Source organism: Streptomyces sp. NPDC001443 (genome assembly GCF_053597355.1).
On sequence record NZ_JBSFIA010000004.1, the window covers coordinates 267598 to 292409 of the forward strand.

19 protein-coding genes and 1 pseudogene are annotated in these 24812 nt (G+C 72.3%); 13 read left to right on the forward strand and 7 right to left on the reverse strand.

Translation table 11 applies throughout. From position 1 onward, the window contains the following. The first annotated feature begins 56 nt into the window (after positions 1-56). The gene (locus tag ACWC24_RS07915) at positions 57-1247 is read left to right on the forward strand and encodes a polyamine ABC transporter substrate-binding protein (protein ID WP_450661983.1); all 1191 of its coding nucleotides are present in this window, start codon (positions 57-59) and stop codon (positions 1245-1247) included. Positions 1248-1266: 19 nt separating this feature from the next. Here the strand turns inward: ACWC24_RS07915 and ACWC24_RS07920 are convergent, their stop codons facing one another. Beyond that, positions 1267-1746, reverse strand: a complete 480-nt coding sequence (locus ACWC24_RS07920) for a winged helix-turn-helix transcriptional regulator (protein ID WP_450661948.1) — start codon at positions 1744-1746, stop codon at positions 1267-1269. A 95-nt stretch (positions 1747-1841) separates the two neighbouring features. Between ACWC24_RS07920 and ACWC24_RS07925 the strand changes: the two genes are divergently transcribed. Beyond that, a complete protein-coding gene (locus ACWC24_RS07925; protein ID WP_450661949.1) occupies positions 1842-2363 on the forward strand; it encodes a hypothetical protein in 522 nt (173 codons plus the stop codon). On the opposite strand, the gene ACWC24_RS07930 is transcribed toward ACWC24_RS07925, so the two are convergent. The 3 genes and pseudogenes from ACWC24_RS07930 to ACWC24_RS07940 all read right to left on the reverse strand — a co-directional run bounded on the left by ACWC24_RS07930 (position 2356) and on the right by ACWC24_RS07940 (position 5538). Continuing rightward, positions 2356-3522: a serine hydrolase domain-containing protein gene (locus tag ACWC24_RS07930; protein ID WP_450661950.1), complete on the reverse strand. Its 1167-nt coding sequence runs from the start codon at positions 3520-3522 to the stop codon at positions 2356-2358. The two genes, ACWC24_RS07925 and ACWC24_RS07930, sit on opposite strands and share 8 nt — an antisense overlap. A 159-nt stretch (positions 3523-3681) precedes the next feature. Next, a complete protein-coding gene (locus tag ACWC24_RS07935) occupies positions 3682-4389 on the reverse strand; it encodes a glycerophosphodiester phosphodiesterase (RefSeq protein ID WP_450661951.1) in 708 nt (235 codons plus the stop codon). Positions 4390-4408: 19 nt separating this feature from the next. Then, positions 4409-5538: pseudogene (locus ACWC24_RS07940) on the reverse strand (adenosine deaminase). 98 nt (positions 5539-5636) lie between these two features. On the opposite strand from ACWC24_RS07940, the gene ACWC24_RS07945 reads away from it, so the two are divergent. Continuing rightward, complete coding sequence (locus ACWC24_RS07945) at positions 5637-6626, forward strand: hypothetical protein (RefSeq protein ID WP_450661952.1); 990 nt, start codon at positions 5637-5639, stop codon at positions 6624-6626. Between the two features lie 61 nt (positions 6627-6687). Here the strand turns inward: ACWC24_RS07945 and ACWC24_RS07950 are convergent, their stop codons facing one another. After that, on the reverse strand, positions 6688-7272 hold the full coding sequence (locus tag ACWC24_RS07950; RefSeq protein WP_450661953.1) for an NADAR family protein: 585 nt from the start codon (positions 7270-7272) through the stop codon (positions 6688-6690). A gap of 220 nt (positions 7273-7492) precedes the next feature. Here ACWC24_RS07950 and ACWC24_RS07955 point away from each other — a divergent pair, with 220 nt between their 5' ends. The 7 genes from ACWC24_RS07955 (at position 7493) to ACWC24_RS07985 (ending at position 15467) form a co-directional block, all read left to right on the forward strand. Then, on the forward strand, positions 7493-9037 hold the full coding sequence (locus ACWC24_RS07955) for a gamma-aminobutyraldehyde dehydrogenase (protein ID WP_450661954.1): 1545 nt from the start codon (positions 7493-7495) through the stop codon (positions 9035-9037). A gap of 122 nt (positions 9038-9159) precedes the next feature. Next, positions 9160-10407, forward strand: a complete 1248-nt coding sequence (locus tag ACWC24_RS07960; RefSeq protein ID WP_450661955.1) for an ABC transporter substrate-binding protein — start codon at positions 9160-9162, stop codon at positions 10405-10407. A gap of 5 nt (positions 10408-10412) precedes the next feature. Further along, entirely contained in the window at positions 10413-11582 is a 1170-nt protein-coding gene (locus ACWC24_RS07965) for an ABC transporter ATP-binding protein (protein WP_450661984.1), read from the forward strand. Continuing rightward, positions 11582-12517, forward strand: coding sequence for an ABC transporter permease (locus ACWC24_RS07970; protein WP_450661956.1), 936 nt, complete (start codon positions 11582-11584; stop codon positions 12515-12517). The genes ACWC24_RS07965 and ACWC24_RS07970 overlap by 1 nt, the downstream gene beginning before the upstream one ends. Next, positions 12518-13318, forward strand: a complete 801-nt coding sequence (locus ACWC24_RS07975; RefSeq protein WP_450661957.1) for an ABC transporter permease — start codon at positions 12518-12520, stop codon at positions 13316-13318. It begins immediately after the preceding gene. A 50-nt stretch (positions 13319-13368) separates the two neighbouring features. Continuing rightward, positions 13369-14787 carry an NAD(P)/FAD-dependent oxidoreductase gene (locus ACWC24_RS07980; RefSeq protein WP_450661958.1) on the forward strand — a complete coding sequence of 473 codons (1419 nt, stop codon included), beginning with the start codon at positions 13369-13371 and terminating at the stop codon, positions 14785-14787. Positions 14788-15014: 227 nt separating this feature from the next. Continuing rightward, the gene (locus tag ACWC24_RS07985; protein ID WP_450661959.1) at positions 15015-15467 is read left to right on the forward strand and encodes a hypothetical protein; all 453 of its coding nucleotides are present in this window, start codon (positions 15015-15017) and stop codon (positions 15465-15467) included. Here the strand turns inward: ACWC24_RS07985 and ACWC24_RS07990 are convergent. Further along, positions 15464-16210 carry a phosphatase PAP2 family protein gene (locus tag ACWC24_RS07990; RefSeq protein ID WP_450661960.1) on the reverse strand — a complete coding sequence of 249 codons (747 nt, stop codon included), beginning with the start codon at positions 16208-16210 and terminating at the stop codon, positions 15464-15466. The genes ACWC24_RS07985 and ACWC24_RS07990 overlap by 4 nt on opposite strands. A 506-nt stretch (positions 16211-16716) precedes the next feature. Next, the gene (gabT, locus tag ACWC24_RS07995) at positions 16717-18051 is read right to left on the reverse strand and encodes a 4-aminobutyrate--2-oxoglutarate transaminase (RefSeq protein ID WP_450661961.1); all 1335 of its coding nucleotides are present in this window, start codon (positions 18049-18051) and stop codon (positions 16717-16719) included. 268 nt (positions 18052-18319) lie between these two features. On the opposite strand from gabT, the gene ACWC24_RS08000 reads away from it, so the two are divergent. The 3 genes from ACWC24_RS08000 to ACWC24_RS08010 all read left to right on the forward strand — a co-directional run bounded on the left by ACWC24_RS08000 (position 18320) and on the right by ACWC24_RS08010 (position 24776). Further along, positions 18320-20728 (forward strand): ATP/GTP-binding protein, encoded by a 2409-nt coding sequence (locus tag ACWC24_RS08000; RefSeq protein ID WP_450661962.1) that lies wholly within the window; start codon positions 18320-18322, stop codon positions 20726-20728. Positions 20729-20885: 157 nt separating this feature from the next. Further along, positions 20886-22580: a PucR family transcriptional regulator gene (locus ACWC24_RS08005; RefSeq protein WP_450661963.1), complete on the forward strand. Its 1695-nt coding sequence runs from the start codon at positions 20886-20888 to the stop codon at positions 22578-22580. 750 nt (positions 22581-23330) lie between these two features. Further along, complete coding sequence (locus tag ACWC24_RS08010; RefSeq protein ID WP_450661964.1) at positions 23331-24776, forward strand: aldehyde dehydrogenase family protein; 1446 nt, start codon at positions 23331-23333, stop codon at positions 24774-24776. Positions 24777-24812: the final 36 nt, after the last annotated feature.

A 24812-nucleotide genomic window follows, 5' to 3' on the forward strand; every position in this document is an offset into this window, starting at 1 on the left:
GCAGCGTCGATTGTCCGGCCGTGCGCGGGACAGGCATGCTGTCCCTCATGTCCCCCATGTCGCTGCCTCGCAGCACCACGCCCGTCGCCCGTCGGACGCTCCTGCGCGCGCTGGGCGGCGGTGCGCTGCTGGGCGGACTCGCCGGCTGTGGTGTGCCCGCCGCGTACGTGGCTCCCGGCGAGCGGGCCGCCGCCGATCTCTCCGGCTCCGACAAGCGGCTGACCTGGGCGAACTGGCCGCTGTACATCGACACGGACGACGACGACACGACCGTGCGGCCCACGCTGGCGGCCTTCGGCAAGCACACGGGGATCTCCGTCGACTACGTCGAGGAGATCAACGACAACGACGAGTTCTTCGGAAAGATCAGCCCCGCGCTGATGAACCACCAGTCGACCGGCCGCGACCTGATCGTCATCAGCGACTGGATGTGCGCGCGGTTCGTCCGGCTCGGCTGGGTGCAGGAGATGGACCGGGCCCGCCAGCCCGGTGTGGCGAAGTACCTCGACCCGCTGCTGCGCTCACCGGCCTTCGACCCCGGCCGCAGGTTCACGGTGCCGTGGCAGTCCGGCATCACCGGCATCGCGTACGACCGCCGCAGGCTGGGGCGGGAGATACGCCAGGTCTCCGACCTGTGGGCGGACGACCTGAAGGGCCGGGTCACCCTGCTGTCCGGACTCGACGAGTCGTTCGCGCTGCTGATGCAGGGCAACGGGGTCGACGTCACGCGGTGGACGGCCGACGACTTCCACACCGTCTGCGACCAGGTCGAGAAGTACGTCCACCAGGGCCGGATACGCCGCTTCACCGGCAACGACTACACCAAGGACCTGGTCAGCGGGGACGTCCTGGCCTGCCAGGCGTACTCGGGCGACGTCATCCAGCTCCAGGCCGACAACCCCGACATCCGCTTCGTCGTCCCCGAGTCGGGCGCCGAGCTGTGGTCGGACTCCCTGATGATCCCCGACCTGGCCCGGCACAAGGCGAACGCCGAACGGCTGATCGACTTCTATTACGATCCCGAGGTCGCCGCGGAGCTCGCGGCCTGGGTGAACTACGTCTGCCCGGTCCCGGCGGCCCAGGAGGTCCTGGCCGCCTCCGACGACGAGGACACCGCCGCCCTCGCCGAGAACCCGCTGATCTTCCCCGACGCGACCATGCGCGAGCGGCTCGCGATCGCCCGGGACATCACCTCCGCGGAACGCGTGGAGTTCGCCAAGCGGTGGAACACGATCGTGGGGCTGTGACAGCGCCGGCTCCGACGCCTCAGCGAGCCGTCAGGTCCAGGGGGTGGGCGGCCGGGCCCGGGCGGGTGCGGGCGTGGGGCGGGTCGAGCGTGCCGTGTCCCGCCGTGCAGACGACCACGGCTTCCACCGGCTCGCCGCACTCGCCGTGCACGACCTCCAGGGGGCTGCCCTCCGGATCCGCCGCGTGGCGGTCGCCCCACTGCTTCAGGGCGATCATCGCGGGCCACAGCTCCCAGCCCTTCCGGGTCAGCCGGTACTCGTGGCGGGTGCGGCTGCCGGGCTCGCTGTAGGGGACGGTGCGCATGATCCCCGCGGCGACCAGCTTCCGCAGCCGGTCGGCCAGCACGCTCTCGGACAGACCGACGTGCCGACGGAAGTCGTCGAAGCGCCGTACGCCGTTCATGGCGTCCCGGACGACCAGCAGCGACCACTTCTCGCCGACCAGGTCCAGGGTCCGCTGGAGCGTGCAGTTGTCGGTGCTCGTCTCAAGCCACGTCATACCGCCATCGTAGGCAGACTTCGAGATTGACATCCAGAAGGAGATCGCCGTCGAGGCACTTTTGAACATGTTCAATAAAGGCGTACGCTCTGGCCATGAGCGACAGAGCCGCCCTGCTGAAGGGCATTCGCGTGTGGCTGGTCATCTTCGTCGTCTGCCTGGTGCTCAGCGGCGCCACGGCTTTCCCCCTGGTGCACGAACTCCGTTGGACCGAAGACCTGTTGCGGGCCCTGTCCGTGCCGGAGCACCTGCCCGCCCTCATGAGCTGGATCGAGCGGGTGCGGACCGGACTGGACGCCGCCGACGCCCAGTACCCCTTCCTGCTGTACGGCACGGACTGGCTCGCGTTCGCGCACCTCGTCATCGCGGTCGCCTTCTACGGCCCGTACCGCGATCCCGTACGCAACATCTGGGTGGTGGAGTTCGGGACGATCGCCTGCGCCGGGATCGTCCCGCTCGCGCTGATCTGCGGTCCGGTGCGGGGGATCCCCTTCTGGTGGACGGTGGTCGACCTGTCCTTCGGGGTGTTCGGAGTGATCCCGCTGTACGTCGTGCGCAGGCGGATCAAGCTCCTGGAGGCGCTGACCCCCACCCCCGCCCCGGTGCCCGCTATTTGAGTGCGGCCAGGGCGATCCGCTGGGACACCGGGTTCATCTCCTCGCCCTTGGCGTCCGTCGAGCCGACCGAGTAGACCAGGGTCCGGCTCAGGTCGCGGGTGGCGGCGACGACCGTGCTGTAGCCGTACCGGGCGCCGGACTTGAGCCAGTACTCCCGCCCCTGGTACTCGAACCTCTGGAGCCCCGCGCTGTACGAGGCGCCCGGGATGCCGGACGGGACCGTGAACATCTCCGCCAGCTCGGGGCCGGGCACGATCCGGCCCCGGAACAGCGAGGTGATCAGCCGCTCCAGATCGGCGGTCGTGGAGATCATGTCCCCGGCCGCCCAGCGGTCCGCCTGGTTCCACTCCGTCACGTCGACGAACTCCGTCGTCCCGTCGGCCCGCCGCACCGCCTGGTAACCGTGGTTGTGCGGGCCCCGGATACGGGGGTCGGCGCCCGGGAAGTACGTGTCCCGCATCCCGGCGGGGCGCAGCACGAGCCGGGTGGCCTCCGAGGCGTACGAGCGGCCCGTCACCTTCTCGACCAGCAGGCCGAGCACCGTGTAGTTGATGTTGAGGTAGTCCTGCCCGCGCCCGGGACGGAATTCCGGTCCCTTGGCCACCGCCGACCGCACGACCTGCCGTGGGGTCAGGGTGTCGAAGCGGTGCGCGTACTGCTCCTCGAACGAGTCGCCCCAGCCGTCGCCCGCCCGGATGCCGCTGGTGTGGTTCAGCAACTGCCGTACGGTGATCGGCTCGAAGGCGGGTGTGAACAGGCCGGGCAGATAGTGCTGGACGGGCGCGTCCAGGTCGATCCGGCCCTGTGCGGCCAGCTTCAGCACGACCGCCGCCGTCACCACCTTCGTGGTCGAGCCGGCCCGGAAGCGGGCGTCCGGGTCCGCCGCCCGGCCGCTCGCCAGGTCGTGCACGCCCGCGCTGCCGCGCCAGCCGCCGTCGGTGCCGCCGATCCGGACCAGCGCGTCGGTGGCGTCCGCGTCCGGCAGACCCGCGATCGCGGCGCGCAGTGCCTCGGCGTCCGGGCCGGCCGTGGCGGTGGGCGCGGCGGACGCCCGGGTGGCCGGTGCCGGGGCGGCGAAGGCCGGGGCGGCCAGCGGGCCTGCCGTCAGCACGAGGACGACGGAGGCGGCGAGGGCGAGGGAGCGGCGGTGAGCGCGCATCGGATGCTCCTGAGGAGGTCGGGGCCGGATCTGCGAGCGGTTCGCGATCATCCTCGTGCCGTGCGCGCGCCGCCGGATCGTCGCCGAGGAGGGCGTGCGACCCTGCTTCTTCCCGGTCGATTCGCCTGCCCCGTAAGGGACTTGTCCGGGTGGGCTCCCCTAGGGGGTGGGGTGACGGAATTCCCCGCTGTCCCGCAGCGCGCGCAGCGCGTCGATGCGGTTGGTGGTGATGGAGCCGACGCCCAGGTCGATCAGACGGCGCATCGAGCGGCGGGTGTCGGGGGTCCAGACGGAGAGCAGCCGGCCGCCGTGGTGGACCCGGGCGGCGAGTTCGCGATCCACCAGGGTGAAGCGGTAGTTGAGCCACCGCGGGCGTACGACGTCCAGCAGCGCGGGCCGCGGCGGCGCGAGGGAGGTCCAGGTCAGGGCGATCTCGGCGGCCGGGTCGGCGGCCCGGACGGCGAGCATCGCCTCGGCGCCCGCGCAGTAGTAGGCGCGCTCCTGCGCCCCGCACCCGCGGACGACGTCCAGGACCGCCCGGGCCGAGCGGCGGTCGGCCAGGCCCGGCAGGTCGATCATCACCCGCAGTCCGTCCGTCGCGGCCAGTGCCTCCGCGAGCGTCGGCACCCCGCCCGCGGTCAGCGTCCGCACCTCGTCCGCGGTCAGGGAACGCAGCGGCCGGTCGTGTCCCCACAGCCGCTTCAGCGTCTCGTCGTGCAGCAGCACGGGGACGCCGTCGCGGGTGAGCCGTACGTCGAACTCCACCGCGTCCGCGCCCTGCCGGAGCGCGGAACGCAGCGAGTCGACCGTGTTCTCACGGAAGCGGTAGGGGTCGCCGCGGTGGGCCACGGCGGTCAGGGTCTGCATGGGCCCCATTGTGCGCGAGTCAGCGCGCGAGCCACGCCGAGGTGTGGGCGTCGATCTCGGTGGCGATCCGGGCCTTGCCCGCCGCGTCCAGGAAGGACGCCTCGACGGCGTTCTTCGCCAGGTCGGCGACGCCCCGCTCGTCGAGGTCCAGCAGCCGCGCGGCCACGGCGTACTCGTTGTTGAGGTCGGTGCCGAACATCGGCGGGTCGTCGGAGTTGATGGTGACCAGGACCCCGGCCCGGGTGAACTCCTTGATCGGGTGCTCGTCGAGCGTGCGGACCGCGCGGGTGGCGATGTTGGAGGTCGGGCACACCTCCAGCGCGATGCGGTGCTCGGCGAGGTGGGCCAGCAGCCGGGGGTCCTGGGCGGAGCTGGTGCCGTGGCCGATGCGCTCGGCGCCCAGGTGGTTCAGGGCGTCCCACACCGTCTCGGGCCCGGTGGTCTCGCCGGCGTGCGGTACGGAGCGCAGCCCGGCCGCGATCGCGCGGTCGAAGTAGGGCTTGAACTGCGGCCTCGGCACACCGATCTCCGGTCCGCCGAGCCCGAAGGACACCAGGCCCTCGGGCCGCAGCCGGTCGTCGGTGGCGAGCCGGACCGTCTCCTCGGCCGACTCCAGACCCGCCTCGCCGGGAATGTCGAAGCACCAGCGCAGCACGGTCCCGAACTCGGACTCGGCGGCCTTGCGGGCGTCCTCGATCGCGTCCATGAAGGCGGCCTCGTCGATACCGCGGCGGGTCGAGGAGAACGGGGTGATGGTCAGCTCGGCGTAGCGCACCTGCTGCCGGGCCAGGTCCCGGGCCACCTCGTAGGTCAGCAGCCGGACGTCCTCCGGGGTGCGGATCAGGTCGACGACGGACAGATACACGTCGATGAAGTGGGCGAAGTCCGTGAACGTGAAGTAGTCGGCCAGGGCCTCGGGGTCGGTGGGGACCTTGGAGTCGGGGTGCCGGGCGGCGAGTTCGGAGACGATCCGGGGCGAGGCGGAGCCGACGTGGTGCACGTGCAGCTCGGCCTTGGGCAGTCCGGCGATGAAGGCGTGCAGGTCGTGCGAGGCACGCGGGTCGCGTCCGGCGTCGGCGTGGGTGGTCATGGGGTCCTCCCCGGGGCGGGCGTCCCGGACGCTGTGGCGCCGGACGGGACGCGGGTGATCGGCTGATCGACGACTCGAGGATCATCGTAGGCCGGGCCCCCGCCGGAAGAGCGAGGGCCTTAGCATGACGGCACGTACAACAGAGGGGGCCCCGCGCATGTCCGACGACGCGTCGACGCCGGAGACAGCGGAGAACGCGACCGCACCCGGACCGGTTCCGGCCGGTGGCACGGTTCCCCCGGTGTCCCTCGGCAAGCGGCCGGCCGACGCGGTACCCACGGACGCCGTACCCGCGGGCGCCGCGCCGACGGACGGGGTGCCGCCCATGGACGCCGGGGCCGCCGGGGCCGCCGGGGCCGGTGCGCCGAACCCCTGGGCGCCGCCGGTCGATCCGGCCGCGGGCGACGGGCCCGGCCACACCCTCGTCTCGCCCGACTGGCCCGCTCCCGCCCCTCCGGCCGGCCACGACCGGCAGACGGCCGTGGCGATGCCGGACGCGGGCGGCGCCACGGCGCCCGGCGCGCCGTTCGGCGGCCCGGGCGGCACGCTCCACGGCGCGCCCGGCACCGGGGCGGACCAGCCGTGGGCCGGTCCGTTCGCCGCGCCCTCCCCGGCCGGCCCCGGCGGTCAGGCCGGCGCCTATCCGCCGCCGTACCCCACCGCGTCGGCGGGCGGTCCGGCCGGTGCTCCCGGCAATCCCTTCGCGCCTCCGGCCCAGGGCGGCGAGCCGGTCCCGCCGCCGCCCATCGCCCCCGACGGCCCCGGGCAGACGCCGTACGGCTACCCCGCCGGTTACGGCTATCCGGCCCAGCCGGGCTACGGCGGCGCCCACGGACCGCAGGCCCCGGGTGCCTCCGGCCTCCCCGGCTACTACGGCTGGCCCGGTATGCCGCTGCCGCCCATGGCGGACAACGGGATGGGCACCGCCGGTCTGGTGCTGGGCATCCTGTCGGCCGTCGTGTTCTGTCTGTGGCCGATCGCCATCATCATGGGCGTCCTCGGACTGATCTTCGGCGTGATCGGCCGCAGGAAGGCCAACCGGGGCGAGGCCACGAACGGGGGCCAGGCCCTGGCCGGTGCCATCTGCGGCGGTGCGGGCATCTTCCTCGGCATCGGAATGATCGTCCTGATGTTCGTCGCCCCCTGATCCCGGCCGGGGCGGGGCACGGCGGGGCGAGCCGAAGCGGGGCCCCTCGTGCCCGGTGTCCCTACGCCCCCGCGCCCGTCTCCGTGATCCCCCGCGCCCGTATCCGTTCCCGGGCCTCCATCAGCGCGAAGCCCAGCAGGTTCGGTCCCCGCCACCGCCGCGGGTCCGCCGCCGCCTCGTCGTCCGCGGCGAGGCCGATGCCCCAGATCCGGTCGACGGGGCTCGCCTCCACCAGGACGCGGTCGCCCGTGCCCAGCAGAAAGCCCCGCAGCCCGGCGTCGGAGCCGAACTTGTGGACGCTGCCCTCCACCACGATCCGGAACCGCTCGCGTTCCCACACCGCCTCGTCGAAGCCGCGCACCAGCCGCCCGGCCTTCTTCGCCTGCGCGGGGTGCCCGGCGGCCAGTACGAGCCGCTCCGCCTCCGGGTCGCCGAAGAGCCGTGCCTTGCCGGCCATCATCCAGTGCTCGGCGGTCGCGTAGGCGACCCCTTCGACCACGAACGGTGACGGCCACCACTGGCTCAGGCAGCTCGACCCGAGCCGGCCGTCGGGCCGGGGCCGATGGCCCCAGAACCGCAGGTACTTGATCCCCGCCCCCGCGTGGACCTCCCTGACCAGGGTCTCCCAAGAATCGATCTTCCCCATGCACGCGAGTCTGGCAGGTGCCACTGACACTCCGTCCTTCCTTTTCCGTGCCGACTCGACACCTGGTCGACAGATTCCGTCGCGTAACCAAAAGGCAACAACGGAATCACTTGTTGGAGTCCTTTTGCTCTGTCAGGATCGGCACTCAAATCGAGCTGGAGCTACGCCACCCGACCCCCGTACGACCGGTACGAGCGGGCCGACGGCGGAGGAGAGCGACATGCAGAACCCGGGCACAGCCAACGCCGCCCCGGACCGGTTTCCCGCCCAGGAACGTCTGGCGGACGGTGCGCAGTTCATCGCCGGCCGTCTGACGAAGGGCACCTCCGGTCGCACCCACGCGGTCGTCGACCCCGCCACCGGTGAGGAGGTCTACACCTACGAACTGGCCGGGCCCGACGACGTGGACGCGGCCGTCGCCGCCGCGCGCGAGGCGTTCCCCGGCTGGTCCGGCGCCACGCCCGGGGAACGCTCCGAGGCGCTGCACCGCTTCGCCGCCGTGCTCGCCGAGCGCGCCGAGGACTTCGCGCGCGCCGAGTCGCTCCAGTGCGGCAAGCCGCTCAAGCTCACCCGCGAGTTCGACGTCCCGGGGACCATCGACAACACGGCCTTCTTCGCCGGTGCCGCCCGGCACCTCCAGGGGCAGTCCGCGGGCGAGTACTCCGGCGACCACACGTCGTACGTCCGCCGCGAGGCGATCGGTGTGGTCGGCTCCATCGCGCCCTGGAACTATCCGCTCCAGATGGCCGCCTGGAAGATCCTCCCGGCGATCGCCGCGGGCAACACCATCGTGCTGAAACCGGCCGAGCTCACCCCGCTGACCGCGTTGCTCTTCGCCCAGGCGGCGACCGACGCCGGACTGCCGGACGGGGTCGTCAACATCGTCACCGGCACCGGTCCGGTAGCGGGCGAGCACCTCGTCGCCCACCCCGACGTGGCCATGACCTCCTTCACCGGTTCCACCGCCGTCGGCAAGCGGGTCGCCGAGATCGCGACGGCCACCGTCAAGCGGATCCACCTGGAGCTGGGCGGCAAGGCCCCCTTCGTCGTCTTCGACGACGCCGACCTGGAGGCCGCCGCCAACGGCGCCGTCGCGGGCGCCCTCATCAACACCGGCCAGGACTGCACCGCCGCCACGCGCGCGTACGTGCAGCGTCCGCTCTACGAGGCGTTCGTCGCGCGCACGGCCGAACTGATGGAGACCGTACGGCTCGGCGACCCGTTCGCCCCCGGCACCGACCTCGGTCCGCTGATCTCGCACGTCCAGCGCGACCGCGTCGCCGGGTTCGTCGACCGGGCGCGCGCCTACGCGCGCGTGGTCACCGGTGGTGAGGCTCCCGAGGGGGATCTCGCGGACGGCGCGTACTATCGTCCCACCCTTGTCGCGGACGCCGCGCAGGACAGCGAGATCGTCCAGTCGGAGATCTTCGGTCCGGTACTGGTCGTTCTGCCGTTCGACAGTGATGATGAGGGCCTCCGGTTGGCCAACGACACCCCGTACGGCCTTGCCGCCTCGGCGTGGAGCCGGGACGTCTACCGGGCGAACCGGGCCACCCGTGAGATCAAGGCGGGCTGCGTGTGGGTCAACGACCACATTCCGATCATCAGTGAGATGCCGCACGGCGGATACAAGCAGTCCGGCTTCGGCAAGGACATGTCCGCGTACTCGTTCGAGGAATATACCCAGGTCAAGCACGTCATGTTCGACAACACCGCGGTAGCCAGGAAGGACTGGCACCGCACCGTCTTCGGGGACCGGCCGTGACCGCCGCCCGGCGGTAGCCGGATACGCGACGGCCGGACACCCGAGAGGTCCGACCGCCGCCGAGTGAGAAACCAGGCCGCCTGACCCGCGGCCGCCCATCCTCCCGAAAGGGCACCACGCGCATGGAGCAGTACGAGCCCGACCGCCTGACCCCGGCCCAGACGGCCGCCATGCGGCGCAGCCTCCGCAACGGCAGGGCAGCCATGACCCGCCGCTCGCTGCTGCGCGCCTCCGCGGGCGGCGCGCTCGCGGTCGGCGGAATCGGGGCGCTGAGCGGCTGCGGGATCCCCGCGGCCGGCAAGACCCAGGGCGGCACCTCGGCAGAGGACCACTCGGCCAAGGAGAAGACCCTCAACTTCTCCAACTGGACCGAGTACATCGACCTCGACGACAGCGGCAAGCACCACCCGACGCTGGAGACGTTCCGCAAACGGACCGGCATCTCGGTCAAGTACACCGAGGACATCAACGACAACAACGAGTTCTTCGCCAAGATCAAGCCGCAGCTCGCCGCGGGCCAGGACACCGGCCGCGACCTCGTCGTCCTCACGGACTGGCTGGCCGCGCGCGTGATCCGCCTGGGCTGGGTGCAGAAGCTGGACCCCTCGAACCTGCCGCACGCCTTCACCAACCTGTCGCCGCAGTTCCGCGACCCCGACTGGGACCCGGGCCGCGCCTACTCGTACCCGTGGCAGGGCATCCCCACCATCGTCGCCTTCAACAAGAAGGCGCTCGACGGGATCGAGGTGAAGTCGGTCTCCGACCTCCTCGACAACCCCAAGCTCAAGGGCCGCGTCTCCTTCCTGTCCGAGATGCGCGACACCATGGGCATGACCCTGCTGGACATGGGCAAGGACCCGGCGAAGTTCACCGACGACGACTTCGACGCGGCGATAGCCCGGCTCCAGAAGGCCGTCGACAACGGCCAGATCCGCCGCTTCACCGGCAACGACTACACGTCCGACCTGACCAAGGGCGACATCGCGGCCTGTGTGGCCTGGGCCGGCGACATCGTCCAGCTCAAGAACGACAGCCCGGACGTCGACTTCGTCATCCCCGACAGCGGCTACATGACGTCGACCGACAACCTGCTGGTGCCCAACAAGGCGCGTCACAAGACGAACGCCGAGCGGCTGATCGACTTCTACTACGAGCCGGAGCAGGCCGCCGCGCTCGCCGCGTACATCAACTACGCGACTCCGGTCGAAGGCGTGAAGCCCTACCTTGCCAAGATCGACCAGGACGCGGCGAACAACCCGCTGATCGTCCCCGACAAGGCCATGCAGGCCAGGTCCCACTCCTTCCGCGCGCTGAGCCAGAAGGAAGAGACGGCCTACGAAGAGAAGTTCGCGAAGCTCACAGGGGCGTGACGATGATGACGACAGAAACCAGCGGCGACGTCCGCCTCACCGGGATCAGCAAGACCTACGGCTCCTTCACCGCCGTGCACCCGCTCGACCTGACCGTGCCGCAGGGCTCCTTCTTCGCCCTGCTCGGCGCCTCGGGCTGCGGCAAGACCACCACCCTGCGCATGATCGCCGGTCTGGAGGAACCTTCCTCCGGCACCGTGCACCTCGGCGACCAGGAGGTGACGCACCTGCCGCCGTACAAGCGGCCGGTGAACACCGTCTTCCAGTCGTACGCCCTCTTCCCGCACCTGGACATCTTCGAGAACGTCGCCTTCGGTCTGCGCCGGCGCGGGATCAAGAGCGTCAAGAAGCAGGTCGAGGAGATGCTCGACCTGGTCCAGCTCGGCGAGCAGGCGCGCAAGAAACCCCACCAGCTCTCCGGCGGCCAGCAGCAGCGCGTCGCGGTCGCCCGCGCGCTCATCAACCACCCCAAGGTGCTGCTGCTCGACGAGCCGCTCGGCGCCCTCGACCTCAAGCTGCGCCGCCAGATGCAGCTGGAGCTCAAGCGGATCCAGACCGAGGTGGGCATCACCTTCGTCCACGTCACCCACGACCAGGAGGAGGCCATGACCATGGCCGACACGGTCGCGGTGATGAACGCGGGCCGGGTCGAGCAGCTCGGCTCGCCCGCCGACCTCTACGAGAACCCGCAGACGACGTTCGTCGCGAACTTCCTCGGCACCTCCAACCTCATCGAGGCCGAGGTCGACGCCAAGTCCGGTGCCGAGATCGTCCTGAAGGCCGGCGGCGGCAGGCTCGTCCTGCCCGAGGCGCGCTGTTCCGCGCCCACGACGACCGGCGGCAAGGTCCTCGTCGGGGTCCGCCCGGAGAAGATCTCCCTCGTGCACGCCGACGAGGCGGACGCGATACCCGACGGCCGCAACCGCGTCACCGGCAGGATCGCGCAGTCCAGCTTCATCGGGGTCTCCACGCAGTACGTGATCGACAGCCCCGTCTGCCCCGAGTTCGAGGTCTACGTCCAGAACATCGACCGCGACTCCCGGCTCGCGCCCGGCGCCGAGGTCGTCCTGCACTGGAACCCGGCGCACACCTTCGGCCTCGACGCCGCCCAGTCCCTGCTTGCTGGGACGACGGGCTCCGCGGGCGTCGAGACGGCCGAGGAGGAGGCCGCCTGATGACCACCACCGTCACCGAGGCCGAAGAAGCGCCACCCCTCGCGCCGCCGGCCGACCGGAAGCCGCCGAAGAAGCGGGGCCGCCTCGTCCCGTACTGGCTGCTGCTGCCCGGACTCCTGTGGCTCGTCGTCTTCTTCGCGCTGCCGATGATCTACCAGGGCTCCACGTCCGTGCAGACGGGCTCCCTGGAAGAGGGCTACAAGGTCACCTGGCACTTCGCGACCTACTGGGACGCGCTGAGCGAGTACTGGCCGCAGTTCCTGCGGTCGGTCTTCTACGCGGGCGCCGCCACCGTGCTGTGCCTGGTGCTGGGCTATCCGCTGGCGTACCTGATCGCCTTCCGTGCGGGCCGCTGGCGCAACCTGATCATGATCCTGGTGATCGCGCCGTTCTTCACCAGCTTCCTGATCCGCACCCTCGCCTGGAAGACGATCCTCGCGGACGGCGGCCCGGTCGTCGGCGCCCTGAACACGCTGCACGTCCTGGACGTCACGAGCTGGCTCGGCTGGACGGCCGGCGACCGCGTCCTGGCCACCCCGCTGGCGGTGGTGTGCGGTCTGACGTACAACTTCCTGCCGTTCATGATCCTGCCGCTCTACACCTCGCTGGAGCGCATCGACGGACGGCTGCACGAGGCGGCGGGCGACCTGTACGCCAAGCCGGTCACGACCTTCCGCAAGGTCACCTTCCCGCTGTCGATGCCCGGTGTGGTCTCCGGCACGCTGCTGACCTTCATCCCGGCGGCCGGCGACTACGTCAACGCCGAACTGCTCGGCTCCACCGACACCCGCATGATCGGAAACGTCATCCAGACGCAGTTCCTGCGCATTCTCGACTATCCGACGGCCGCGGCGCTGTCCTTCATCCTCATGGCCGCGATTCTCGCCATGGTCACCTTCTACATCCGCAGGTCCGGGACGGAGGATCTGGTCTAAATGCCCTTCGTCAACTGGCTCAAGCGCCATCTCGTGGTCATCGCGGGACTGCTGACGCTCTCCTATCTGCTGCTGCCGAACATCGTCGTCACGGTGTTCTCCTTCAACAAACCGAAGGGCCGCTTCAACTACCAGTGGCAGCAGTTCTCCACGGACGCCTGGAAGGATCCGTGCGGCGTCGCCGACATGTGCGGCTCGCTCTCGCTCAGCCTCCAGATCGCCTTCTGGGCGACGGTCGGCGCCACCGTCCTGGGCACCATGATCGCCTTCGCGCTGGTCCGCTACCGCTTCCGCGCCCGCGGCGCGGTGAACTCGCTGATCTTCCTGCCGATGGCGATGCCCGAGGTCGTCATGGCCGCCTCGCTGCTCACCCTGTTCCTCAACATGGGCGCCCAGCTCGGCTTCTGGACGATCCTGATCGCCCACATCATGTTCTGCCTCAGCTTCGTCGTCACCGCGGTCAAGGCGCGCGTGATGTCGATGGACCCGCGCCTGGAGCAGGCGGCCCAGGACCTCTACGCCGGACCGGCGCAGACGTTCCTGCGGGTCACCCTGCCCATCGCGGCCCCCGGAATCGCCGCCGGCGCGCTGCTGTCCTTCGCGCTCTCCTTCGACGATTTCATCATCACCAATTTCAACGCGGGTTCGACCGTCACGTTCCCCATGTTCGTCTGGGGTTCGGCACAGCGCGGCACGCCCGTCCAGATCAATGTCATCGGTACGGCCATGTTCCTGCTCGCCGTACTGTTCGTCCTGGTTTCCATGCTCATCGGAAACCGCCGCAACAGGCAGAAGGCATAAGCCTTCCCAGGAAATCCAATTCGCCAGACCCTTCGTAGGGAGTTGAAATCATGGCCCCAAGCGCCATGACCCGGTGGACAAAGTCTCTTTCCGAAGCACAGCCGGTCCCGTACTGGCTCGAAGACCCCGGCAAGCCCCACCCCGAGCCCGCGCTCACCGGCCCCGAGACGTGCGACCTGCTGGTCGTCGGCGGCGGCTACAGCGGACTGTGGACCGCGCTGATCGCCAAGGAACGCGATCCGCACCGTGACGTGGTGCTGCTGGAAGGCCGTGAGGTGGGCTGGGCCGCCTCGGGCCGCAACGGCGGCTTCTGTGCCGCCTCCCTCACCCACGGCCTGCCCAACGGCCTCACCCGCTGGCCGGACGAGATCCACAAGCTGGAGGAGCTGGGCGCCCGCAACCTCGACGAGATCGAGAAGGCGGTCGCCCGCTACTCCCTCGACTGCGACTTCGAGCGCACCGGCGAGATCGACGTCGCCACCGAGACGTACCAGGCGTGGGAGCTGCGCGACTGGTACACGGAGCTGGAGCGCAAGGGCCTCGCCGACGGCATCGAGTTCCTGGACGCCGACGCCGTGCGCGAGCAGGTCGCCTCGCCGACCTTCCAGGCCGGCCTGTGGGACCGCCGGGGCGTGGCCATGGTCGACCCGGCCAAGCTGGCCTGGGGCCTGAAGAAGGCCTGCGTCGAGTCGGGCGTACGGATCTACGAGCACACCCCCGCCCTGACTCTGAAGCCGTACGGCGCCGGCATGGCCGTGAGCACCCCGTACGGTGAGGTCCGCGCCCGCCGGGTCGCGCTGGGCACGAACATCTTCCCGAGCCTGGTCAAGCGGGTACGGTCGTACACCGTGCCGGTCTACGACTACGCGCTGATGACCGAGCCGCTGACCGACGCGCAGCTCGCGTCGGTCGGCTGGAAGAACCGGCAGGGCCTCGGGGACTCGGCCAACCAGTTCCACTACTTCCGCCTGTCGGCGGACAACCGGATCCTGTGGGGCGGCTACGACGCCATCCATCACTACGGCGGCCGGGTCCGCGCCGAGTACGAGGACCGGCCGGAGACGTACGCCAAGCTCGCCGGGCACTTCTTCACCTGCTTCCCGCAGCTGGAGGGCGTCCGCTTCACCCACGCGTGGGGCGGCGCGATCGACACCTGCTCGCGCTTCTCGGCCTTCTTCGGCACGGCCCACCAGGGGAAGGTCGCCTACGCGGCCGGCTTCACGGGCCTGGGCGTCGGCGCGACCCGGTTCGGCGCGGACGTGATGCTGGACCTGCTGGCGGGCGAGCGGACCGAGCGCACGGAGCTGGCGATGGTCCGCAGGAAGCCGCTGCCGTTCCCGCCCGAGCCGTTCGCCTGGACCGGGATCGCGCTCACCAAGTGGTCGCTGGCCCGCGCCGACGCGCACGCCGGCCGGCGCAACCTGTGGCTGAAGACGATGGACCGGCTGGGACTCGGCTTCGACAGCTGACCGGTGGTGGGCCCGCCGCCCGGCGAAAGTCGTCCGGCGAAAGCCCGACGACGGGCCACCGCGTGGCGGACACCGGCCGTGCGGCGGGCCGCCGCACGGCCGGTGTCCGGCCGGCGGGTATGACCGGGTTCACTCCTTCGGGGCACCGCAACCCGCGTAATGCCGACGGGGGACCTCCCTCTCCCTCGTGACGCGACAGCGTCCACGAGACACGGGGAGGTCCTTTCATGACCGGTGCGAAGACGGCCGTCGACTGGCTGGCATCCGTCGCACCCGACCCCGAGGCCTGCCGCTTCGAGTGGGAGCGCAATCCTCGCGGGGTCGCGTTGCTGCCGGCCGGCAGGGCCTGGGACGTACTGATCCTGCCGGGCGGGCTCGGCTGTCCGACGCTCGACGTGCTCACCCGCATCCTCGACCAGCCGGGTCCGGTGCTGGCCGACTTCGGCGACGCCCGCGTCGGCTTCCTGGTGCCGCCCGGCACGGCGGCCCGCTGGCTCGGCACCGGCATCCGTACGGTCGGCGCCGGGAGCTGGATCGTCGTGCCGCATCCGGGCAGGTCCACCGGCAAGGTCCGCTGGCTGGTCCCACCGGACGGCACCGGCACCCTCACCGACCCGGCCCTGCTGGAACTGGCGATGCACGAGGCGGCGGCGCGGCTGGCGATGGAGGAGGGCGGCTAGCGTCCTCGGGGAGCGCTCCCCGAGGACAGCCGGAGGAGGAAGCGCCACAGCGCGAAGAGCAGCACCGTGCCCAGGCACCAGCTCGCCACGACGTCCAGCGGCCAGTGGTAGCCGCGCCGGACCAGGCCGTAGCCGACCCCGAGCACCAGGACGAGGCAGCCGCAGACCAGCGCGCGGCGGGCCGGGCCGGGGCGCAGCAGCGGCAGGAGCAGCAGGGTCGCGGCGCCGTAGGCGACGGCGGCGGTGGCGGTGTGGCCGGAGGGGTAGTAGCCGACCGCGGGCGGCACGGCCGGGGTGCCCGGGCGGGCGGTCCACTCCTTGAACGGGACCACGATCGCCGGGACCAGGACCAGCAGCACGGCCGCGGCCAGCGGCGGCAGCCACCAGCGCGGTGTTCCCGCGGCCCGGCCCGCGCGGGCGACGTACGCCGCGACCAGGGCCAGGACGGGCACCGCGGCCGGGACGCCGCCGAGGTCGGAGAGCAGCTCGCCGAGGCGGTCGGGATGGACCAGGGCGCCGCTGACCTGCTCGTCCACCCGCAGCAGCGGACCGTCGACGAGGACCTGCCAGGTGATGAGCGCGAACAGGAGCGTCGGTACCCCCGGAACGAGCAGCAGGAGCGGGCGCGGCCGCCGTCCGCTCGGCGGTGCGGCGGCGGTCGGCGGGGTCGCGGCGGCGGGCGGTCCTGTGGCGGGCGGCGGCGCGGGAACGCACTCGGGCCGCGGGTCCGGGCGGGTCGGCATGGGCTCCACCCTGCCAGGTGCGAGGCGCAGCACGGGAACACCGCGGCTCCGGGACGACGCGGACCGCCCCGCCCACGGGGGGCGAGCGACGACGCGCACCGCCCCGCTCATGGAGGCGAGCGGGGCGGTGCGGGTGGCGTGTGTCGGCCCGGTGGCCGAACGCAGGTCGGCCGCCCCGGAACAAGGGGGGGTGGTTCCGGGCCGGCCGACCGGATCGGCAGGCCGCGCGCCCCGGGGGGTCTGGGGCGAGCGGCTGTCCGATCGGTGAGGAAATCCGGGGCCGGGGCCCCGGGTGTGTGCGCGAGGGCACGACCAGGTCGAAGCTGGGGAGGCCCCGGCCCGATGTCACCCGCAGTCCCCTGCGGGTGAGGGTGTATCTCTCATCTCGGGAGAACCTACGGCAGGGGATCCCCCCGGGACAGCCGGAACCGGGTCCTGTCATCCACCTCGCACACGTTCTTCACACGCTCTGCCGTTTCGTCCCGTCGGACGCGCGGGAGGTGGGCTCAGATGCGCGTGAAGGCCTGCTCGATGATGTCGAGGCCCTCGTTGAGCAGGTCCTCGCCGATGACCAGCGGGGGCAGGAAGCGGAGCACGTTGCCGTAGGTGCCGCAGGTCAGGACCAGCAGGCCCTCCTGGTGGCAGGCCTTGGCCAGCGCGGCGGCCGCCTCGGGGTTGGGCTCCTTGGTGGCGCGGTCCTTGACCAGCTCGATGGCGATCATCGCGCCACGGCCGCGGACGTCGCCGACGATGTCGAACTTCTCGGCCATGGCGGTCAGGCGCGCCTTCATGACCGCCTCGATGTTCTTCGCCTTGGCGTTGAGGTCGAGCTCCTTCATCGTCTCGATCGCGCCGAGCGCACCCGCGCAGGCCACCGGGTTGCCACCGTAGGTGCCGCCCAGGCCGCCGGCGTGCGCGGCGTCCATGATCTCGGCGCGGCCGGTGACGGCGGCGAGCGGCAGCCCGCCCGCGATGCCCTTGGCGGTGGTGATCAGGTCCGGGACGATGCCCTCGTCCTCGCACGCGAACCACTGACCGGTGCGGCAGAAGCCGGACTGGATCTCGTCCGCGACGAAGACGATGCCGTTGTCCTTGGCGAACTTGCTGATGGCGGGCAGGAAGCCCTTGGCGGGCTCGATGAAGCCGCCCTCGCCGAGCACCGGCTCGATGATGATCGCGGCGACGTTGTCGGCGCCGATCTGCTTGTTGATCATGTCGATGGCCTGGGCGGAGGCCTCGGCGCCGGCGTTCTCCGGGCCGGTCAGCCAGCGGTAGCCGTAGGCCACCGGCACCCGGTAGACCTCGGGCGCGAACGGGCCGAAGCCGTTCTTGTACGGCATGTTCTTCGCCGTCAGGGCCATCGTGAGGTTCGTACGGCCGTGGTAGCCGTGGTCGAACACGACGACCGCCTGGCGCTTGGTGTAGGCGCGGGCGATCTTCACGGCGTTCTCGACGGCCTCGGCGCCGCTGTTGAACAGCGCGGACTTCTTGGCGTGGTCACCCGGGGTGAGCTCGGCGAGGGCCTCGGCGACCGCCACGTAACCCTCGTAGGGCGTGACCATGAAGCAGGTGTGGGTGAAGTCGGCGAGCTGCGCGGAGGCGCGGCGCACCACGGCCTCGGCGGAGGCGCCGACCGAGGTCACCGCGATGCCGGAGCCGAAGTCGATGAGACGGTTGCCGTCGACGTCCTCGATGATGCCGCCGCCCGCGCGGGCGGTGAAGACAGGGAGCGTGGAACCCACGCCGGCCGCGACCGCGGCCAGTCGGCGAGCCTGAAGCTCCTGCGACTTCGGGCCGGGGATGGCGGTGACGACGCGGCGCTCCTGCGGAAGTGCGGTCATGTGGGGGCTCCCTGAAGATCTTGCGAAACCGGAGGATCCGGGCGGGCGTTTTCGGACGCTTACCTCTTTTCTCGCAGGCTAGGACGGGGAGGGCGGAGTGGGCATGCTCCATGTGGGCGTTTTCCGTGGCGCCGGTTGTCCGCCGTGGACATAGCAGGCCCCCGGGGCATTGCCGCGGTCCGGCCGGGTAAGCGGTGAACTCCCCTTGCGGGGGCGTTAGATTGACTCGCTGATGGTGGACGGAGCGGCTGGTCAGGGGGCAACGGCGATGGACAGCGACGGGACGCGGGACGCGCGGGGCACGCATGCGAATCCTGTGCCGCGCCCGGCCGGACCGCCGGAGGTGCCGGCAAAGCCGGCTCATGCTCCGCAGCAGGCCCGGCCGGCGGTCGGCGACTGGTTCAACGAGCCGCGCCCGGATGCCCGACCGGGTATCTGGCGGTACGGCTACAGACTGCCCAAGGCGGCGGTCGCGGAGAGGCTCTCGCCGATCACCGTCGTCGGCATGCTGATCCCGGCGGTGCTCGGAATGATCTTGTGGTCCTTCTGGAACCGGGGCCTGATTCCGTACCAGTGGTCCCTCCTGCGGCTCCTCACCCCGGACGACTGGTGGTGGGGCGGCTCGATGGTGGCTCCCAACACCGACAAGGGGCGAGGTCCGGATGCCCTGCTGGCCTACAAGGGGGCGTTCTTCGTTCTGCTCGTGTACGCCATGAGCCGGCTGGGCGGCTGGCCCCAGGCCTTCCGCTACGTCCTGGAGCGCAAGCGGCAGCCGGTACGTGCTCTGCTCGCGCTTCTGGGTGCTCTCGTGACGCTCAGTTTCGTCTTCCCGGATGCGTTTCCCGGAGTCGGCTGGGACCCCGCTCCGATCGTCGACCCGATCTTCTCTCTCGCCTTCGCCATCACGGGCGATGGCAGCCTCTTCAGCTCGGTGATGTTCGTCTACGGCGTGTACGCCGCCTTGATCTTCCTCTTCACCTGGCCTTTCGCCCGAGTCGGCGGCTGGTGGCCGCTGCTGCGGACCTGGCTCGCCGCACGCCGCCGCACGCCGGACGGTCCGCTCCCGCCCCCGGCCCCCGACGGGCCCCGGGCCTCCTGGCCCGAACTGCGGGCCGCCGGGCAGCACGAGGCGGCGGACGTCCTCACCGCCGAGGTGCAGGCCGGCCGGATGAACGACGTGGACTGCGCCCGGATCACGCACGCCTGGACCCGGGCCAGGAGCCTGGCGCGGCTCGCGGCCTTCACCGACGCCGTGCTGCGCCAGGGCGCCGCCGCCCTCACCCACCCCTCCGGCGCCCGCGACCTGCCCGGCCGCGGTGCCCGGCACGACCTGCTGGCGGGACAGGTGCGCATCGGACGGTGGGCGAGCGGCGACCGCACCCCGCCGGCCTACGGCGGCGCGGGCGCGGCCCTCGGCCCGGAGACGCTCGGCACCTCGCTCCTCGTCGTCGGACCGTCGGGGTCGGGCAAGACCCGGCACGTGATCGCTCCCGTGGTCGAGTCCCTCGCCCTCCAGGCGCTGACCGGCCGGTGTGCCGTGGTCGCCGTGTGCGCGGCCGGGACGCCGCTCGGCCCGGACTCGGCGTTCGACGTCGTGGTGCGGATCGGCGACCCCGCGTCCGTCCACGACCTGGACCCCTATGCCGAGTCCGACGATCCCGACGACGCCGCCGGCCTCCTCGCCGAGGCCCTGGCGGGCGACCTCGACACCGTGGGTGCCCAGCGGGCCGCCACGGCGCTGGCCCAGCTGCTCGGGCCGTACCGGGCGGCCCACGGCGCGTTCCCGTCCCTGCCCGTGCTGCGGGAACTGCTGGAGGGGGAGCCCACGGCGCTGGCGGCCCTGCGCCAGGCGCTGGCGGACGAGCGGCACCTCGCGATGCGCCGGGAGCTCGACGCCCGGCTGCGACAGGCCGGCACCCCCGCCGACCCGGCCCCGGCCCTCGCCGACCGGCTCGCCCTGCTGGACCGGCCCGCCTTCGCCGACTTCTTCGGCGCGGGCGACGACACGATCCGCCCGTTCTCGCTGCGCGCGGTGGCCCACCATCCGCTGCGGGTCCGTATCGACCTGCCCGAGCACGGGCACGAGGAGGCGTCCCGGCTGATCACCCGGCTCGTGCTGGCCCAGTTCGCCGCGGTCGTCCGCGACACCGGCCGGGCGCACTTCGCCGGACTCGTCCTCGACGATGCGACCGGCGCGGTCACCGCCGGGTCCGTACGCCGGACGCAGGGGCTGCGCTCGCAGAACGCGGGCGTGGTGTTCGCGCTGCGCACCGTCGCCGACGTCCCCGAGGCCCTGCACGGTCCGCTGTACGGCGCGGTCGGCTGCCGGCTCGCCCTGTCCGGGGTGACCACCTGGGACGGCGGCAGGTTCGCGGCCGCCTGGGGCACCGAGTGGGTGGAGACGCGGGAGGTGGCCCAGCACACCGTCTTCGCGGACCAGCCGATGACCCGCGCCATGCACGCGCTGCGCAAGCTGGCGACGGGCAAGGCGGTGACCACGGAGGCGGTGACCGTGCGCAAGGTCGAGCGGGAACGCTGGTCGGCGTCCGAACTCGCGCACGGGGTGCCCCCGGGGCACGCGGTGCTGTCGCTCACGACCGTCGAGGGCGATCACGCGCCGCCACTGCTGGTGGATCTCGTGGATCCGGGGGACGCACGGGCGGCGCGGGGCCGCTGAGCCACATCTGTGAACGTACGGTCACGCGATGACCGTACGGTGAGGCAGAATCGGCATAGGTTGTTCATACGCGGCGGCCAAAAGGTCGCGGTGACCACCGGAGCTGCCCGGACCCGTACGGACAGCGCCGGACCGGACCCCCAGACCTGAAGGCCTCATGCCCCCTACGCTCGCCTCGCTCGTCCACCACTCCGCACTCAAGCTGACCGTGCGGGCGGGGGAGGAGCGCCTGGACGTGCCCGTCCGGTGGGCACACGTCAGCGAGCTCGCCGACCCCGTCCCGTACATGGAGGGCGGCGAGCTGCTGCTGATCACCGCGCTGACCCTGGACGCGGAGGATCCGGAGGCGATGCTGCGGTACGTCAAGCGGCTCGTGGGCGCCGGGGTGGTGGGGCTCGGCTTCGCCGTCGGGGTCAACTACGACGAGATCCCCAAGGCGCTGGTCGACGCGGCCGAGCAGGAGGGCCTGCCGCTGCTGGAGGTGCCGCGCCGCACGCCGTTCCTGGCCATCAGCAAGGCCGTCTCCGCCGCGATCGCCGCCGACCAGTACCGGGCCGTGACCGCGGGCTTCGCCGCCCAGCGCGAGCTGACCCGGCAGACCCTGAGCTCCGGCCCCGAGGGCCTGCTCGCCGCACTCGCCGCGCAGGTCGACGGCTGGGCGGCGCTGTACGACGCCTCGGGCGCCGTCGTCGCCACCGCGCCGGAGTGGGCGCTGCGCCGGGCCGCGCGGCTCACCGCGGACGTGGAGCGGCTGCGCGAGCGGCCCGCCCCGGCCTCCTCCGTGGTCGGCGGCCCCGGCAACGAGGACCGCGTCGAACTCCACTCGCTCGGCACCGGCCGCCGCCCGCGGGCGGCGCTCGCCGTGGGCACGGCCGCCGCGCTCGGCACCGCCGAGCGGTACGCCGTCCACTCGGCCATCGCGCTGCTCACCCTCACCACCGAGCGCTCCCGCTCGCTGCACGCCGCGGAGCAGCGGGTCGGCGCGGCCGTGCTGCGCATGCTGCTGGCCGGGGAGCCGGACCACGCCCGCGCGGTCGCCGGAGACCTCTACGGCGGGCTGCTCGACGCGCCCTTCCGGGTCATCGTCGCCGAGTCCGCGTCCGCCTCCGCCGCGCTCGCGCGCACGCAGTCCGAGCCGGCCGCGAGCGTGGCCGCCGCCAAGCCCTCGGCGGCCGCGCTGGTGGCCGCCGAGGCGGGCGGCGATCCGCTGGGCGGGCTGGCCGAGACCGCCGAGTCCGCCGCCGCGCGCGCCGGGGAGGCCGTCCTCGTCGTCCCGGAGGGGGAGCGGCTGGTGGTGCTGGCGGTGGACGGGGGCGCGGCCGTGGCGGCGTGCGGGGAGTACGCGACGGCGCTGGAGGCGGCGCGGGCCGCGGGGGCGCGCGAGCAGACGGCCGGCGGCGAGGAGGACGAGCTCGTCGTGGGGCTGTCCGCGCCGGCCGGGCCGATCGCGGCCGGGGCGGCCTACAAGCAGGCCGAGCAGGCGCTGTCCGTGGCCCGGCGGCGCGGGCGGGTCTTCGTCGAGCACGAGCAGCTCGCCGCGGGGTCCGTGGTCCCGCTGCTCGCCGACGACGCGGTGAAGGCGTTCGCGGACGGGCTGCTGCGGCCGCTGCACGAGCACGACGCGACCGGCCGCGGCGACCTCGTCGCCTCGCTCCGGGCCTGGCTGTCCCGGCACGGGCAGTGGGACGCGGCGGCGGCGGACCTGGGCGTGCACCGGCACACCCTGCGGTACCGGATGCGGCGGGTGGAGGAGATTATCGGCCGCTCGCTGGACGACCCGGACGTACGGATGGAACTCTGGCTGGCCCTGAAGGCAACGGCAGCCCCGGAACCCACCCCGCCCCGACCCTGATCCCGACCCGGACCCGAGCCCGCGCCGGGTCGCGCACATCCCCGGGAAACCCGGTTCGTCCGGGCCCGAGGCCGAGTCCGAGACCGGGGAGTCCACGGGAGCCCGGCGGCTCGTCCGAGGTCCGAGGTTCCGGACGGCCTCTGGCTTGCTCGGGCCTGGGCGGCCCCCGGACCTCGACTGCTCCGGGCTTAGGCGGGTTCGGGCCCGAGGCCGGGGAGTCCGGGGGAGCCCGGCAGTTCGTCCGGGGCCCGAGGATCCGGTCGGACCTCGGCTCGTCCGGGCCCGAGGCCGCGTCCGGGCCCGAGGCCGCGTCCGGGCCCGAGGCCGCGTCCGGGCCCGAGGCCGCGTCCGGGCCCGAGGCCGCGTCCGGGCCCGAGGGCCTGGCAGGGCCGGAGGACCGGTCCGGCCTTGAGGATCCGCCCGCCGGCCGGCCCCGCCTGCCGGCGGGCCCCGGCCCCGGAGCCCGGCGGCAACCCTGCCCCGGGGCCGTGCGTGACCCGGCCCGTCCGGTCCGCGGGCGCAGCGCCGGGTGCCCGATACCCGGGGATGAAGGTGCCGCCAGGGGTGCCCTGTTCCGGGGCGCGGCGGAGGGGCCGGAGGCGACCGTGCCAAACCGTAGCGTCCCGGGGTGCCATCACTCCTGCGCGGACAAACGTCCGCTCGTCCTCGCGGGCCTACCGTGGTGGAGGAAAGCCAAGAAAACCTCCAAGCGGAAGGGCCGGGAACTCGCAGATGCCCCAGAAAAATGTTGTGGGGGCCACCCACGCCTTCTGGCTCGCCGGCCGCCAGGTCACCGGCGAGGACAGCTTCGACGTCACCTCCCCGTGGGACGGCCGGCTCGTCGCCAAGGTCGGCGTGCCGACGGACGCCCAGGTCGAGGAGGCGGTCGCCGCCGCCTACTCCGTACGGGACGAGTTCGCCGCCACCCCGGCCCATGTGCGCGCCGCCGCCCTCGACCACGTCAGCAAGCGGCTGGCCGAGCGGACCGAGGAGATCGCGCAGCTCATCTCCGCCGAGAACGGCAAGCCGATCAAGTGGGCCCGCGGCGAGGTCGGCCGCGCCGTCTCGGTGTTCCGGTTCGCCGCGGAGGAGGCCCGGCGCTTCAACGGCGGCGAGGCCCAGCGCCTCGACACCGACGCCGGCGGTCAGGGCCGTCTCGCCCTCACCCGGCGCTTCCCCAAGGGTGTCGTCCTCGGCATCGCGCCCTTCAACTTCCCGCTGAACCTGTGCGCCCACAAGGTCGCCCCGGCGATCGCGGCCGGCGCGCCCATCATCCTCAAGCCGGCGCCCGCCACCCCGCTCTCCGGCCTGATCCTCGGCGACCTGCTCGCCGAGACCGAGCTGCCCGTCGGCTCCTGGTCGATCCTCCCGGTCGCCAACGACAAGATGCCCGCCCTGGTCCAGGACGAGCGCCTTCCCGTCATCTCCTTCACCGGTTCCGAGACGGTCGGCTACGCGATCATGGACTCGGTGCCGCGCAAGCACTGCACCCTGGAGCTGGGCGGCAACGGCGCGGCCGTCGTCCTCGGCGACTTCGCGAGCGACGCGGACCTCGACTGGGCCGCGACCCGCATCGCCACCTTCTCCAACTACCAGGGCGGCCAGTCCTGCATCTCCGTGCAGCGGGTCATCGTGGACTCCGCCGTCCACGACCGGCTGCTGCCGCGGATCGTCGCCGCCGTCGAGGCGCAGGTCACCGGTGACCCCTCCGACGCCACCACGGACGTCGGCCCGCTGGTCAGCGAGGCCGCCGCGCAGCGCGTGGAGTCCTGGGTCGACGAGGCCGTCGCCAAGGGCGCCGCTCTCCTCACCGGCGGCAAGCGCGAAGGCGCCTCCTACGCGCCGACCGTCCTGACCGGTGTGCCGTCGGACGCCACCCTCGCCTGCGAGGAGGTCTTCGGACCGGTCCTCACCGTGCAGAAGGTGGACGGCGAGGCCGAGGCGTTCGCCGCCGTCAACTCCTCCAAGTACGGCCTCCAGGCGGGCGTGTTCACCCACGACCTCCAGGCCGCCTTCCGCGCCCATCGCGCCCTGGAGGTCGGCGGCGTCGTCATCGGTGACGTGCCCTCCTACCGCGCCGACCAGATGCCGTACGGCGGTGCCAAGCAGTCCGGCGTGGGCCGCGAGGGTGTGAAGTTCGCGATGGACGACTACACCTACGAGCGGGTCCTGGTGCTCACGGGCCTCGCCCTCTGACGCGGCACGCACGCCCCGAAGGGGCCCGGTACCGAG